Genomic DNA, 13,929 nt, shown 5'->3' with positions numbered 1-13,929 from the left:
TAGGCTGACGAACATGACGATGACGACTGTGCGCTTCGGCATCAAGACCACCCCGATGCATGTGCCGTACGAGGACATCCGCCGCGTCTGGCTGGAGGCGGACGCGGTGCCGGAGATCGAGGACGCCTGGCTGTGGGACCACCTGCTGCCGGTCGCGGGACCGAAGGACGGGCAGATACACGAGGGCTGGACGCTGCTCAGCGCACTCGCCGCGCAGACCGGGCGACTGCGGCTGGGTCTGCTGGTGACGAGCGTCCGGATCCGCCCGCCGGCCCTGCTGGGCAAGATGGCGTCCACGGTGGACGTGATCTCGGGCGGACGGCTCGTGCTGGGGCTCGGCGTCGGAGGCACCCACCAGCCTCCCGGCGCGGGCGGGATCGCGGGGGCCAATCCCGCGATCGAGGAGTACGAGGCGTACGGGCTGACGCTGGTGCCGCCGGCCGAGGGCATCGCACGGCTCGCGGAGACCGTCGAGATCCTGAAGCTGATGTGGACGCGGGACGTCTTCGACCACGACGGCCGCCACTACCGGCTCAAGGGCACGCGCAACGAGCCCAAGCCGGTGCAGCACCCCGGTCCCCCGCTGCTGATCGGCGGCTGGGGCACCCGGCTGCTGCGGCTGGTCGCCCAGCACGCCGACGTGTGGAACATCCCCGGACCACCGCACAACAGCGTCGAGTTCGTCGCCGAACGGTCGCGGGTCCTGGACGCGCACTGCGCCGAACTGGGCCGCGACCCCGCCGAGATCACCCGGTCCGCACAGGTACTGGTGTCGTACGACGACCCGGCGGCGACGCGCGCGACGGTGGCCGCGCTGGTCGACGCCGGAGTGAACCACGTCGTACTGAGCCTGCCCCGCCCCTATCCGCGGGGCGTGGCACGGTGGTTGGCCGACGAGGTGATCGCCGGGTGGCGCCCCGGGGCACGGACCCGGGGGCGAACACAGGGGGCGCCGTCCGGCCGCCGGTCACGGCATGAGCCGCGCGACGGGATCCGTCACGGCATGAGGTGGTAGTCCGGGAAGTTCCCGGGCAGCCGCTCTCCCGTCGGGCCCTGCGTGACGGCGCGCACGAGGAGTTCACCGCCGACGAACGCGCCGCGCCAGGACGCGCCGAAGCCGCCGAACAGCTCGTCGCGGTCGCCACGGGAGCGGGGTTTCCCGTGACCGACCTTGAACGCCCGGATCTGCGGGGCCAGTCGGTCGAAGGTGGCCCGGTCGTCCGTGCACAGCGTGGCCACCAGCGCGCCGTTGGAGGCGTTCATGGCGGCCAGCAACTCCGCCTCGGTGTCGACCAGGACGATGGTGTCGACCGGGCCGAACGGCTCCGCGTGGTGGAGGGGGGAGGACGGCGGCGGGTTCAGGAGCGTGACCGGTTGGACGTACGCCGAGGTGTCCTGGCCGGGCAGGAAGCGTGCGTCGGTCTCGCTGCCGCGGTGCAGCGGGACGGCGCCGCGGTCGACGGCCTCGGCGACCTGGTCGCGCAGCTCCTTCGCCTTGGCGGCGTTGATGACCGGCCCGAAGTCCAGTACGGGGTACGGGTCTTCGGGCTGCTCGACGGCTAGGGGGTGGCCGACCCTGAGCGTGCGCACCGCCGGGAGGTACGCCGCCAGGAACTCGTCGAACAGCTGCCGCTGGACGACGAAGCGCGGGTACGCCGTGCAGCGCTGCTTGCCGTAGTCGAAGAGCTTGGGGACGACCGCCGTCAGCGCGTCCCAGTCCGAGTGGTTCCAGATGCCCCAGGTGTTGAGTCCTTCCTGTTCGAGTACGTGTCGCTTGCCCAGGTCGGCGACGGCGGTGGCCACCGCGGCGCCGGTGTCGCGGCCGCCGACGAAGGAGACGCAGCCGATCTCGGGCGCCCGCACCAGCGCCTCCGACAGCTCTCCCCCGCTGCCGCTGACGAGGGTGGCGGGAATCCCCTCGCGGGCGGCCAGCGCGCAGGCCAGGGTCAGACACGCGAGTCCGCCGTCGGTCGGGGTCTTGGCGATGACCGCATTGCCTGCCAGTGCCTGTACCAGCATTGCGTGAACGAGCACGCTCATCGGATAGTTCCAGCTCGCGATGTTGGACACCGGGCCGTCCAGCGGGGCCCGGCCGTCGAGCATGGGGTCGATTCCGTCGACGTACCAGCGCACTCCGTCGATGGCCCGGTCGACGTCGGCCTGCGCGAGCCGCCAGGGCTTGCCGATCTCCCAGACGAGCAGCAGGGCGAGGAGTTCACGGTGTTCGGTGAGCGCGTCGAGGGTGGCCGCGACGCGGGCCCGGCGTTCGTCGAGGGGGACGTGCCGCCAGGCGCGGTGCTGGTCGAGTGAGGCGCGGACGGCCTGGTGGGCGGTGTCCCGGTCCAGGCGGGGCGGGCCGGCGATGGGGCTGCCGTCGACGGGGCTGGTGGCGGGCAGGGCCCGGCCGTCGGCCCGCCAGGCGGAGCCCCAGAGGTTGAGGACGCGGTCGTCCTGGAAGGCCTCCGGGGCGACAGCGTGGCAGCGCTGCCACGCGTCGGACCAGGAAGTGCCTGATTTGAGGGTGAGGGTGGGGGTCTTGCCGGGGTTGAGGTCGGTTGCCATCGGGTTGCTCCGCTCTCGGTGCACAGTCGGGGGCGGGGATTGCATGGCTCACATCAACTATGAGTGTCGGCGAACCCTGCTTCGAGACAGGCCAGCACGAGTTTCGCCGTCTCGGTCGATGTGGATCCCACCCTCACTCCGACCGCCTCCAGCGCCTCCTTCTTCGCCTGCGCGGTGCCGGAGGAACCGGACACGATCGCGCCAGCGTGCCCCATCGTCCTGCCCTCGGGGGCGGTGAAACCGGCGATGTAGCCGACCACGGGCTTGGTGACGTGCTCGCGGACGTACGCGGCCGCGCGCTCCTCCGCGTCGCCGCCGATCTCCCCGATGAGGACGATCAGATCGGTGTCGGGGTCGTCCTGGAAGGCGGCGAGGCAGTCGATGTGCGTGGTGCCGACGACGGGGTCGCCGCCGATGCCCACGCAGGTCGAGAAGCCGATGTCGCGGAGTTCGTACATGAGTTGGTAGGTGAGTGTGCCGGACTTGGACACCAGGCCGATGCGGCCCGGCTTGGTGATGTCGGCCGGGATGATGCCGGCGTTGGACTGGCCGGGGGTGATCAGGCCGGGGCAGTTGGGGCCGATGATGCGGGTGCCCTTCGACTTGGCGTACGCGTGGAAGGCGACGGAGTCGTGGACGGGGATGCCCTCGGTGATGACGACCGCGAGCCCGATGCCGGCGTCGGCGGCCTCGATGACGGCGGCCTTCGCGAAGGCGGGCGGGACGAAGACGACCGTCACGTCCGCGCCGGTCGCGTGGATGCCCTCGGCGACCGATCCGAAGACGGGGACGGCCATGGGGGCACCTCCCAGGCCGTTCAGGCGCTGGGGGACGTCGAAGTCGACGGTCTGTCCGGCCTTGCGCGGGTTGACGCCGCCCACGACGTTCGTGCCGGCCGCGAGCATGCGCCGGGTGTGCTTCATGCCCTCGCCGCCGGTCATGCCCTGGACCAGGACCTTGCTCTCCTTGGTGAGGTAGATGGCCATGTCGGGCTCCTTCAGCCGGCGGTGGCGAGTTGGGCGGCACGGCGGGCGGCGCCGTCCATGGTGGTGGCCTGCTGGACCAGCGGGTGCGCGCGGCCGTCGAGGACGGCTCGGCCGCGGGCCGCGTTGTTGCCGTCGAGCCGCACGACCAGCGGCTTGGTCAACCGCACGGATTCCAGGGCCTGCACGATGCCGTCCGCGACCGCGTCGCAGGCGGTGATCCCGCCGAAGACGTTGACGAAGACCGACTTCACGGCCGGGTCTGAGAGGATCACGGACAGGCCGTCGGCCATGACCTGGGCGGAGGCTCCGCCGCCGATGTCTAGGAAGTTGGCGGGGCGGGCGCCGCAGCCCGCGACCACGTCCAGGGTCGACATGACGAGCCCGGCGCCGTTGCCGATGATGCCGACCTCGCCGTCGAGCTTGACGTAGTTGAGGCCCTTCGACGCGGCCACCGCCTCCAGCTCGTCGTCGTGCTCCACGTCCTCGGCACCCCAACGCGCCTGCCGGAAGCGGGCGTTGTCGTCGAGGGTGACCTTGCCGTCGAGGGCGAGGATCTGCCCCTGCTGCGTGCGCACGAGCGGGTTCACCTCGACGAGCACGGCATCCTCGCGGACCAGCACCTCCCACAGTCGTACGAGAACGTCGACCGTCTGCGGCGGGAGCCCGGCCGCCTCGGCGATCTCGCCCGCCTTGGCCGAGGTGACGCCCTCGGCCGGGTCGATGTGGATGCGCGCCACCGCCTCGGGCCTGGTGGCCGCGACCTCCTCGATCTCCATGCCGCCCTCGGCGGACGCGATCGCGAGGAAGGTGCCCGCCGCGCGGTCGAGCACATAGGAGACGTAGAACTCGCTCTCGATGTCCACGGGTTGGGCCAGCATCACCTTGCCGACCGTGTGGCCCTTGATGTCCATGCCGAGGATCTGGCGCGCCGTGAGCTCCGCGGCGGCCGGGTCGGCGGCGAGTTTCACGCCGCCCGCCTTGCCCCGCCCACCCGTCTTGACCTGAGCCTTCACTACTACGCGCCCGCCGAGTGCGCGGGCTGCTTCACGGGCCTTCTTGGGAGAATCGGTCACCTCGGCCCTCGGCACCAGAATGCCGTGTTCTTCGAAAAGTTCCCTTGCCTGGTGTTCGTACAGGTCCATTCCGGCTCCTGACTCAAAAGTGCCGCACGCCCCCTGGACACCACCCACCGGATGCGGGATAACAAGCTTCATACAGTATTCGTCGACTGTATGCAATGTACCGCGAGAGCGTTCCAACCCCCTACGAAGGGACAGGACTTCGCCATGCCCGACGACACCCAGGACGTGATTTCCGGTGGTCATCTCGTTGCCAAGGCGCTCAAGGCAGAGGGAGTCGACCGCATCTACACGTTGTGCGGCGGCCACATCATCGACATCTACGACGGCTGCGTCGACGAGGGCATAGAGGTCGTCGACGTCCGCCACGAGCAGGTCGCCGCCCACGCCGCCGACGGTTACGCGCGCATCACCGGCAGGCCCGGCTGCGCGGTCGTCACCGCGGGCCCGGGGACGACCGACGCCGTCACCGGTGTCGCCAACGCCTTCCGCGCGGAGTCGCCGATGCTGCTGATCGGCGGTCAGGGGGCCCTCACCCAGCACAAGATGGGGTCCCTCCAGGACCTCCCGCACGTCGACATGATGACGCCGATCACAAAGTTCGCGGCGGCCGTGCCGGACACGGCCCGCGCCGCCGACATGGTGTCCATGGCGTTCCGCGAGTGCTACCACGGCGCGCCCGGTCCCTCCTTCCTGGAGATCCCGCGCGACGTGCTGGACGCCAAGGTGCCGGTGAGCAGGGCGCGGGTGCCGAAGGAGGGCGCCTACCGCGCCTCGACCCGCTCGGCCGGCGACCCGGAGGCGATCGAGAAGCTCGCCGACCTGCTCGTGCACGCCGAGAAGCCGGCCATCCTGCTCGGCAGCCAGGTGTGGACGACCCGCGGCACCGAGGCGGCCATCGACCTCGTACGCACCCTCAACATCCCCGCGTACATGAACGGCGCCGGACGCGGCACCCTCCCGCCGGGAGACCCGCACCACTTCCAGCTGTCGCGTCGGTACGCCTTCTCCAACGCCGACGTCATCGTCATCGTCGGCACGCCCTTCGACTTCCGCATGGGCTACGGCAAGCGGCTGTCGCCTGACGCGACCGTCGTGCAGATCGACCTCGACTACCGCACGGTGGGCAAGAACCGCGACATCGACCTCGGGATCGTCGGCGACGCGGGTCTGGTGCTGACGTCGGTGGCCGAGGCGGCCTCCGGACGCATCAACGGCGGGGCGTTGAAGCGCAAGGAGTGGCTCGACGAGCTGCGCGCCGCCGAGCAGACCGCCATCGAGAAGCGGCTGCCGAGCCTGAAGTCGGACGCCTCGCCGATCCACCCGTACCGCCTGGTCAGCGAGATCAACGACTTCCTCACCGAGGACTCCATCTACATCGGCGACGGCGGCGACATCGTCACCTTCTCCGGTCAGGTCGTCCAGCCCAAGTCGCCCGGGCACTGGATGGACCCGGGCCCGCTGGGCACCCTCGGCGTCGGCGTCCCCTTCGTGCTCGCGGCCAAGCAGGCACGGCCCGACAAGGAGGTCGTCGCCCTCTTCGGGGACGGCGCCTTCTCCCTCACCGGCTGGGACTTCGAGACCCTCGTCCGCTACGACCTCCCGTTCGTCGGCATCGTCGGCAACAACTCCTCGATGAACCAGATCCGTTACGGCCAGGCCCAGAAGTACGGCCTGGAGCGCGAGCGGATCGGCAACACCCTCGGCGACGTCCACTACGACAAGTTCGCGCAGATGCTGGGCGGTTACGGCGAGGAGGTCCGCGACCCCGCCGACATCGGCCCGGCCCTGCGGCGCGCCCGTGAGTCGGGCAAGCCGTCGCTGATCAACGTCTGGGTCGACCCGGACGCGTACGCCCCCGGAACCATGAACCAGACCATGTACAAGTGAGGTGGCCCGCATGACTGGAACGCCCACCCAAGCACTCGCCGGTGTCCGTGTCCTCGACATGACCCACGTCCAGTCCGGGCCCTCGGCCACCCAACTGCTGGCCTGGCTCGGCGCGGACGTCGTCAAGCTGGAGGCGCCGACCGGTGACATCACACGCAAGCAGCTGCGCGACCTCCCGGACGTCGACTCCCTCTACTTCACGATGCTCAACTGCAACAAGCGGAGCATCACCCTCAACACCAAGACCGAGCGCGGCAAGGAGATCCTCACCGAGCTGATCCGGCGCTCGGACGTCATGGTCGAGAACTTCGGACCGGGCGCGGTCGACCGCATGGGCTTCACCTGGGACCGCATCCAGGAGATCAATCCGCGGATCGTCTATGCCTCCATCAAGGGGTTCGGCGAGGGCCCGTACACCAACTTCAAGGCGTACGAGGTCGTCGCGCAGGCCATGGGCGGGTCGATGTCGACCACAGGTTTCGAGGACGGGCCGCCGCTGGCGACGGGGGCCCAGATCGGGGACTCGGGCACGGGCGTGCACGCCGTGGCGGGGATACTCGCCGCTCTGTTCCAGCGCGAGCACACCGGGCGCGGGCAGCGGGTGAACGTGGCCATGCAGCACGCTGTGCTCAACCTCTGCCGGGTGAAGCTGCGCGATCAGCAGCGCCTGGCACACGGTCCGCTCCGTGAATATCCCAACGAGGACTTCGGCACCGAGGTTCCCAGGTCCGGGAACGCGTCCGGCGGCGGCCAGCCCGGCTGGGCGGTCAAGTGCGCGCCGGGCGGCCCGAACGACTACGTGTACGTCATCGTGCAGCCCGTCGGCTGGCAGCCGCTCAGCGAGCTCATCGGCCGGCCGGAGCTCGCGGAAGATCCCGAGTGGGCGACGCCGGAGGCGCGCCTCCCGAAGCTCAACAAGATGTTCCAGCTGATCGAGGAGTGGTCCTCGACGCTGCCCAAGTGGGAGGTCCTTGAGCGGCTCAACGGCCACAACATCCCGTGCGGGCCGATCCTTTCGACCAAGGAGATCATCGAGGACGACTCCCTGGTCGCCAACGAGATGGTCGTCACCGTCCCGCACCCCGAGCGCGGCGAGTTCACCACCGTCGGCAGCCCGCTCAAGCTCTCCGACTCCCCCGTCGAGGTGACCAGTTCACCGCTGCTCGGCGAGCACAACGAAGAGGTGTACATCGGCGAGCTCGGCCTCGGCGACGAGGAGCTGCGCCTGCTCAAGTCGAACGGAGTGATCTGACGTGATGGCGGAAGACCGGGAGCTCAGGGTGCGCTCGCTCCTCGACACTGTGCGGGCCGAGGGGCGGACCGCGCTCACCGCACCCGAGGGCAAGGTGATCGCCGACGCGTACGGGATCGCCGTACCGGGAGAGGAGCTGGCGACCGACGTCGACGAGGCCGTGTCGTACGCGGCGCGGTTCGGCGGGCCCGTGGTGATGAAGATCGTCTCGCCGGACATCCTGCACAAGACCGATGCCAGCGGTGTGATCGTCGGCGTCGAGGGTGCGGCGGACGTACGGGCGGCGTTCCACAAGATCATCGAGAACGCGCGCGCGTACGACGCGAAGGCGCGCATAGAAGGCGTGCAGGTCCAGGAGTTGCTGCCGCAGGGGCAGGAGGTCATCGTCGGCGCGGTGACGGATCCGACCTTCGGGAAGGTCGTCGCCTTCGGGCTCGGCGGGGTGCTGGTCGAGGTCCTCAAGGACGTCACGTTCCGGCTGGCTCCGGTGAGCGCGGACGAGGCGCTGTCCATGCTGGAGTCGATTCGGTCGGCGGAGATCCTGCACGGGGTGCGCGGGCAGGCGGGCGTGGACCGGTGGGCGATCGCCGAGCAGATCCGGCGGGTCTCCCAACTGGTCGCGGACTTCCCGGAGATCGCGGAGGTGGACCTCAACCCGGTGATCGCGACGGCCGAGGGCGCGGTCGCGGCGGACATCCGCGTGATCCTCGCCGATTCCGTGCCGAAACCCCGGCGCACGTACACGCGCGAGGAGATCCTCACCTCGATGCGCCGTCTGATGCAACCCGCGTCGGTCGCCGTGATCGGTGCCTCCAACGAGCAGGGCAAGATCGGCAATTCGGTGATGCGCAACCTCATCGACGGTGGATTCGCCGGGGACATATTCCCGGTGAACCCCAAGGCCGATGACATTCTGGGCCGCAAGGCGTACAAGAGTGTCACGGACGTTCCCGGTGAGGTGGATGTGGCGGTCTTCGCGATCCCCGCCAAGTTCGTGGCCTCGGCCCTGGAGGAGGTGGGACGCAAGAACATCCCCAACGCCGTACTGATCCCCTCCGGCTTCGCGGAGACCGGCGAGCACGAGCTCCAGGAGGAGATCGTCGCCATCGGCGAGCGGTACGGCGTCCGCCTCCTCGGCCCGAACATCTACGGCTACTACTCGACGTGGCAGGACCTGTGCGCCACGTTCTGCACGCCGTACGACGTCAAGGGCGGAGTCGCGCTCACCTCGCAGTCCGGTGGCATCGGGATGGCCATCCTGGGCTTCGCCCGCACCACGAAGACGGGTGTGTCGGCGATCGTGGGCCTCGGCAACAAGTCGGACCTGGACGAGGACGACCTGCTGACCTGGTTCGGCGAGGACCCGCACACCGAGTGCATCGCGATGCACCTGGAGGACCTCAAGGACGGGCGCGCCTTCGTCGAGGCCGCGCGGGCGACCGTACCGAAGAAGCCGGTGGTGGTACTCAAGGCGGGCCGTACGGCGGCGGGTGCGAAGGCGGCCGGGTCGCACACCGGGGCGCTCGCGGGCGACGACGCCGTGTACGACGACATCCTGAAGCAGGCCGGGGTCATCCGGGCGCCCGGACTGAACGAAATGCTGGAGTACGCGCGCGCGTTGCCGGTGCTTCCCGCCCCCAAGGGCGACAACATCGTGATCATCACCGGCGCCGGCGGCAGTGGCGTACTGCTGTCGGACGCGGTGACCGACAACGGGCTGTCCCTCATGGAGATCCCGCCGGATCTCGACGAGGCCTTCCGCAAGTTCATCCCGCCCTTCGGGGCCGCGGGCAACCCGGTGGACATCACCGGGGGCGAGCCGCCGTCGACGTACGAGGCGACGATCCGGCTCGGTCTGCAGGACCCGCGCATCCACGCGCTCGTGCTCGGCTACTGGCACACGATCGTGACTCCCCCGATGGTCTTCGCGGAGCTCACCGCGCGCGTGGTGGCCGAGTTCCGGGAGCGCGGCATCGAGAAGCCCGTGGTGGCCTCGCTCGCGGGCGACGTCGAGGTCGAGGAGGCCTGCCAGTACCTCTACGAGCGCGGGGTCGTGGCGTACCCGTACACGACGGAGAAGCCGGTGGCCGCGCTCGGTGCGAAGTACCGCTGGGCCAGGGCGGCGGGACTGTTGGGGGGCGGCTCATGAGGTGAGTGGACACGGGGTCGGCCGACGGTGCGCGTCGGCCGACCCCGGGACCCGTGCGCGCACGAAAGGCATTGGACAGGGGGCGCTGGCCAGAACTTTCGACGCAAGGGGCTGCTGATTCATGACAACCACCGACTACCCGAGGTCCGTCCCCTACAGGGAGGTGACGGACCGCAACGGCCGCGTGTACCGCATCGGCGAAGCCGACGTCGACATCATGGGCCGCACACGCAAGTGGATGGTCATCCTGCCCTGGGTGGGCATGATGGGCATCAGTTCCGCCGAGTACGCGTTCACGTCGGCGGAGGACACGCTCCACGAGGCGCATCTGTGGAGCAGCGGACACATCTTCTGGCTGATGGGCGTCTGGGTGTTCTTCCAGGCGGCCGTGGCCTTCCCGGCCGGCCAGCTGCGGGAGAGCGGCCGACTGCCCGCCCGTACGGCCATGCTGATCGGCGCGGTCGGCACGATGCTCGGCTATCTGTCGCTGGCGTACGCACCGCATGTGACCGTCGCCTATATCGGCTTCGGCATGTTCAGCGGCATCGGCGCCGGTCTCGTCTACGCGACCTGCGTGAACATGGTCGGCAAGTGGTATCCGGAGCGCAAGGGCGGCAAGACGGGCTTCGTCAACGGCGGTTTCGCCTACGGGTCCGTGCCCTTCGTCTTCCTCTTCACCTCGTACATGGACCTGAGCAACTACCGGACCGTGCTGGCCTGCGTGGGCGTCGGACTGTGCCTGATGGTGGCCTCGGCCGGCTGGTTCTTCCGGGACCCGCCGAAGAACTGGTGGCCCTCCCATGTCGATCCGCTGCGGATGACCGACGACCCGAAGATCCGCCGGGCCCTGGAGAAGAACCCGCCCGCGGTCAAGCAGTACACCCCCAAGGAGGCCGCCCGTACGCCCGTCCTGTGGATGATGTGGTTCTGTCTGCTGTGCACGGCCGGCATCAACATCTTCGGCATCGCCTTCCAGGTGCCGTTCGGCAAGGACATGGGCTTCGCGGGCGGGATCGTGGCCACGGCGATGTCCCTGAAGGCCATCGTCAACGGCACCGGACGCGGCGTCATCGGCTGGATCTCCGACCGCTCCGGGCGCCGTAACACCCTGATCATCGTCTGCATCGTGCTGGGCACCGCACAGTTCGGCGTGCTGATCTCCGGCCAGATGGGCAGCATGCCGTTCTTCCTGTTCTGCTCCATGGTCTCAGGCTTCGGCGGCGGCGCGATCTTCCCGCTCTTCGCGGCCATGACGGCCGACTACTTCGGCGAGAACAACAACGCCACCAACTACGGCATGGTCTACAGCTCGAAGCTGATCTCCGGGCTCGTCGGCTCCGGCCTGGGCGCGGTCGTCGTCGGCGCCTGGGACTACCACGGCGCGTTCGTGCTGGCCGGCTCCATCGGCCTCGCCTCCGCGGTGCTGGCGCTCTTCCTGAAGTCCCCGGGCCGGCCGAAGGCCCGGCGCATCGTCCCCAACCCGCACCCGCTCGGCGAGGAGATGGCATAAGCATGACCGCAGATCCGCTCTCGGCCGACCCGGCAGCCGCACACCGTCCCTACCGCGAGGTGACCGACTCCCGAGGCCGCGTCTACCGCATCGGCGAGACCGACCGGGACATCCTCGGGCACTCCCGCAAGTTCATGGTGTATCTCCCGTGGATCGCCATGATGGCCATCAGCGTCTTCGAGTACGCGTACGGCTCCGCGGAGGACACGCTGTCCCACGCGCACGGCTGGACGCAGAGCAACACCTTCTGGATCCTCAGCATCTGGGTGTTCTTCCAGGCCGGCATCGCCTTCCCCGCGGGCTGGATGCGCGAGAAGGGCATCCTGACGGCCCGCAAGGCCATGTACGTGGGTTCCGGCATGTGCCTGGTCGGGTTCCTCGCCCTCTCGCACCTGAGCAACGTCCTGCTGGCGATCCTGGGCTTCGGCGTGATCGGCGGCATAGGCGCCGGCCTGGTCTACGCGACCTGCATCAACATGGTCGGCAAGTGGTTCCCCGAGCGCCGCGGCGCCCGCACCGGCTTCGTCAACGGCGGCTTCGCGTACGGGTCGCTGCCGTTCATCTTCATCTTCAACTACGCCTTCGACACCGGGAACTACCACCGCGTCCTGGACCTGATCGGCTGCTACATCATGATCGTGGTCTTCGGGTGCGCGTTCTTCTTCAAGGACCCGCCGAAGAACTGGTGGCCGGCGGACATCGACCCGCTGACGTTCTCCGGCAGCCAGAAGAACGCGGCGAGCCTCGCCAAGAACCCTCCGGCGGTGAAGCAGTACACGCCCAAGGAGGCCATCAGGACCGGCATGCTGCCCCTGATGTGGGTGGCCATCGTGATGACCGCCGGAGTGTCGATCTTCGGGATCTCCTTCCAGGTCGACTACGCCAAGGACGTCGGCTTCGGGCCGCTCGTGGCCGCGTCCTCCATGGGCGTGATGGCGGTCATCAACGGCGTCGGGCGCGGGGTCGTGGGCTGGCTGTCGGACAAGTGGGGCCGCAAGTCGACCCTGGTGTTCGTCATCGTCGTCCTGGGGCTCGCCCAGTTCGGGGTGATCCTGGCGGGCGAGATGAAGAGCGAGTGGCTCTTCCTGTTCTTCGCCTTCCTGTCCGGCTTCGGCGGCGGCGCCTTCTACCCGATGTTCGCGGCGCTGACCCCGGACTACTTCGGGGAGAACTTCAACGCCACCAACTACGGCCTGGTGTACAGCGGCAAGCTGATCAGCGGCCTGTTCGGCGGTGGCCTCGGCTCCATGGTGGTCGCGGCCTGGGGTTACAACGGGGCGTACGCGCTGGCCGGCGGTGTCTCCATGGTCGCGGCGGCGATCGCGCTGCTGCTGCGGCAGCCGGGGCGCAGCGGCTCGGACGTGCCGACCGTGCAGCCACAGCCCGCGAGTTGACGGGCACGCGCGCGTGAGGAGGCCCTCCCCGGGGATACGGGGAGGGCCTCCTCATGTCCGTCCTGTCAGGCTGGTCAGCACTTCTCGCGCAGGGAGTGCAGGTACTCGCTGGAGCGGCGCGCGAACGTGTAGGACTCGGTGGGCTGGTCGTGTTCGGTCTGCCAGTGGTGGGCGAGGCGTTCGCCGCGCAGCCGGGTCACGGCGGAGATGAACTTCTGGTAGTCGATGTCGCCGTCGCCGACGTCGACCATGCGGTAGCCGAACTGGTTCGTCGGGTCGCTGACGCCGTCCTTCACGTGGAAGAGCGGGTAGCGGTGCGGCTGCTTCAGCACGTAGTTCAGCGGCTCGAAGGGCGCGGCGGAACCGTCGGGCCGCTTGGAGAAGCGGAACTGGCCCGCGTACGCCCAGAAGATGTCCATCTCCAGGAACACCAGGTCGGGGTCGGTCTCGGCGAGCAGTACGTCGTAAAGGCGGACCTTGGGGTTGTCGGTGGCGAAGGAGAACTCGTCGGAGTGGTTGTGCTGGTAGAACTTCATGCCGCGCGCCCTGGCCGCCGCGCCGTAGGTGTTGAACTCCTCCGCGGCACGCTTCCACGCGTCGACGGTGGAGCCGTAGCGGAACGGTCCGGATGCGGTGCCGATGTGCTTGAGGCCGAGGGCCTGGGCGTCGTCGAGGACCTTGGTGAGGTTCTGGGCGAAGGTGTAGGCGTTCGGGTCGTCGGCGTAGTAGCCGACGTGGCTGCCGATCGGGGTCAGTCCGTGGTTCCGCGCCAGCCGCTTCAGCTGGGCGAGCGTGATGGGACCGGCCGAGCCCTGGGTGTATCCGGCGAACTCGACCTCGTCGTAGCCGTACTTCTCCAGCTCGGCGAAGACGGGGGCGAAGCCCAGCGTGGAGACCTTGTCGCGCAGGCTGTACAGCTGGATGCCGAGCCGGCCGGGGGGCAGCACGGGACGGCCGCGGCCGGCCGCGGAGGTCTCCGCCGCGGTGGCGGGAGCCGCCGCAGCGGAGAGCAGTGCGGCGGCGGTGGCGCCCGCGGCCACGCCGAGCATGCCTCGTCTGGTGAGGCGGTGGGTGAGTTCGGGATCGGTCCGGAAGCTGCGGCTCATG

10 protein-coding genes are annotated in these 13,929 nt (G+C 69.3%); 6 read left to right on the top strand and 4 right to left on the bottom strand.

Going from position 1 to position 13,929, the window contains the following annotated elements; all coding sequences use genetic code 11:
• The first annotated feature begins 13 nt into the window (after window positions 1–13).
• A complete protein-coding gene (locus ACQEWB_RS41135; RefSeq protein WP_432840508.1) occupies window positions 14–1,015 on the top strand; it encodes an LLM class flavin-dependent oxidoreductase in 1,002 nt (333 codons plus the stop codon).
• Here the strand turns inward: ACQEWB_RS41135 and ACQEWB_RS41130 are convergent.
• The 3 genes from ACQEWB_RS41130 to sucC are packed head-to-tail and all read right to left on the bottom strand — an operon-like array spanning window position 997 to window position 4,690.
• A complete protein-coding gene (locus tag ACQEWB_RS41130; RefSeq protein WP_432840506.1) occupies window positions 997–2,562 on the bottom strand; it encodes an aldehyde dehydrogenase family protein in 1,566 nt (521 codons plus the stop codon). The two genes, ACQEWB_RS41135 and ACQEWB_RS41130, sit on opposite strands and share 19 nt — an antisense overlap.
• Window positions 2,563–2,615: 53 nt before the next feature.
• The gene (gene sucD / locus ACQEWB_RS41125; protein WP_432840504.1) at window positions 2,616–3,548 is read right to left on the bottom strand and encodes a succinate--CoA ligase subunit alpha; all 933 of its coding nucleotides are present in this window, start codon (window positions 3,546–3,548) and stop codon (window positions 2,616–2,618) included.
• An 11-nt stretch (window positions 3,549–3,559) separates the two neighbouring features.
• The gene (gene sucC / locus ACQEWB_RS41120) at window positions 3,560–4,690 is read right to left on the bottom strand and encodes an ADP-forming succinate--CoA ligase subunit beta (protein WP_432840502.1); all 1,131 of its coding nucleotides are present in this window, start codon (window positions 4,688–4,690) and stop codon (window positions 3,560–3,562) included.
• Window positions 4,691–4,834: 144 nt separating this feature from the next.
• On the opposite strand from sucC, the gene ACQEWB_RS41115 reads away from it, so the two are divergent.
• From ACQEWB_RS41115 to ACQEWB_RS41095, 5 genes are all read left to right on the top strand, one after another.
• Window positions 4,835–6,517, top strand: coding sequence for a thiamine pyrophosphate-binding protein (locus ACQEWB_RS41115; protein WP_432840500.1), 1,683 nt, complete (start codon window positions 4,835–4,837; stop codon window positions 6,515–6,517).
• Window positions 6,518–6,527: 10 nt separating this feature from the next.
• A complete protein-coding gene (frc, locus tag ACQEWB_RS41110; RefSeq protein ID WP_432840498.1) occupies window positions 6,528–7,769 on the top strand; it encodes a formyl-CoA transferase in 1,242 nt (413 codons plus the stop codon).
• A 4-nt stretch (window positions 7,770–7,773) separates the two neighbouring features.
• Window positions 7,774–9,918, top strand: a complete 2,145-nt coding sequence (locus ACQEWB_RS41105; protein ID WP_432844265.1) for an acetate--CoA ligase family protein — start codon at window positions 7,774–7,776, stop codon at window positions 9,916–9,918.
• Window positions 9,919–10,039: 121 nt separating this feature from the next.
• Window positions 10,040–11,428: an OFA family MFS transporter gene (locus ACQEWB_RS41100; RefSeq protein WP_432840496.1), complete on the top strand. Its 1,389-nt coding sequence runs from the start codon at window positions 10,040–10,042 to the stop codon at window positions 11,426–11,428.
• Between the two features lie 2 nt (window positions 11,429–11,430).
• Window positions 11,431–12,822, top strand: coding sequence for an OFA family MFS transporter (locus ACQEWB_RS41095; RefSeq protein ID WP_432840494.1), 1,392 nt, complete (start codon window positions 11,431–11,433; stop codon window positions 12,820–12,822).
• A gap of 74 nt (window positions 12,823–12,896) precedes the next feature.
• Here ACQEWB_RS41095 and ACQEWB_RS41090 read toward each other — a convergent pair whose 3' ends face one another.
• Window positions 12,897–13,928 (bottom strand): sugar phosphate isomerase/epimerase family protein, encoded by a 1,032-nt coding sequence (locus tag ACQEWB_RS41090; protein ID WP_432840492.1) that lies wholly within the window; start codon window positions 13,926–13,928, stop codon window positions 12,897–12,899.
• Window position 13,929: the final 1 nt, after the last annotated feature.

Source organism: Streptomyces sp. CA-249302, assembly GCF_050936785.1.
In the GTDB taxonomy this organism is placed as follows: Bacteria; Actinomycetota; Actinomycetes; order Streptomycetales; family Streptomycetaceae; genus Streptomyces.
This window is presented reverse-complemented; position numbering and strand designations above follow the sequence as displayed.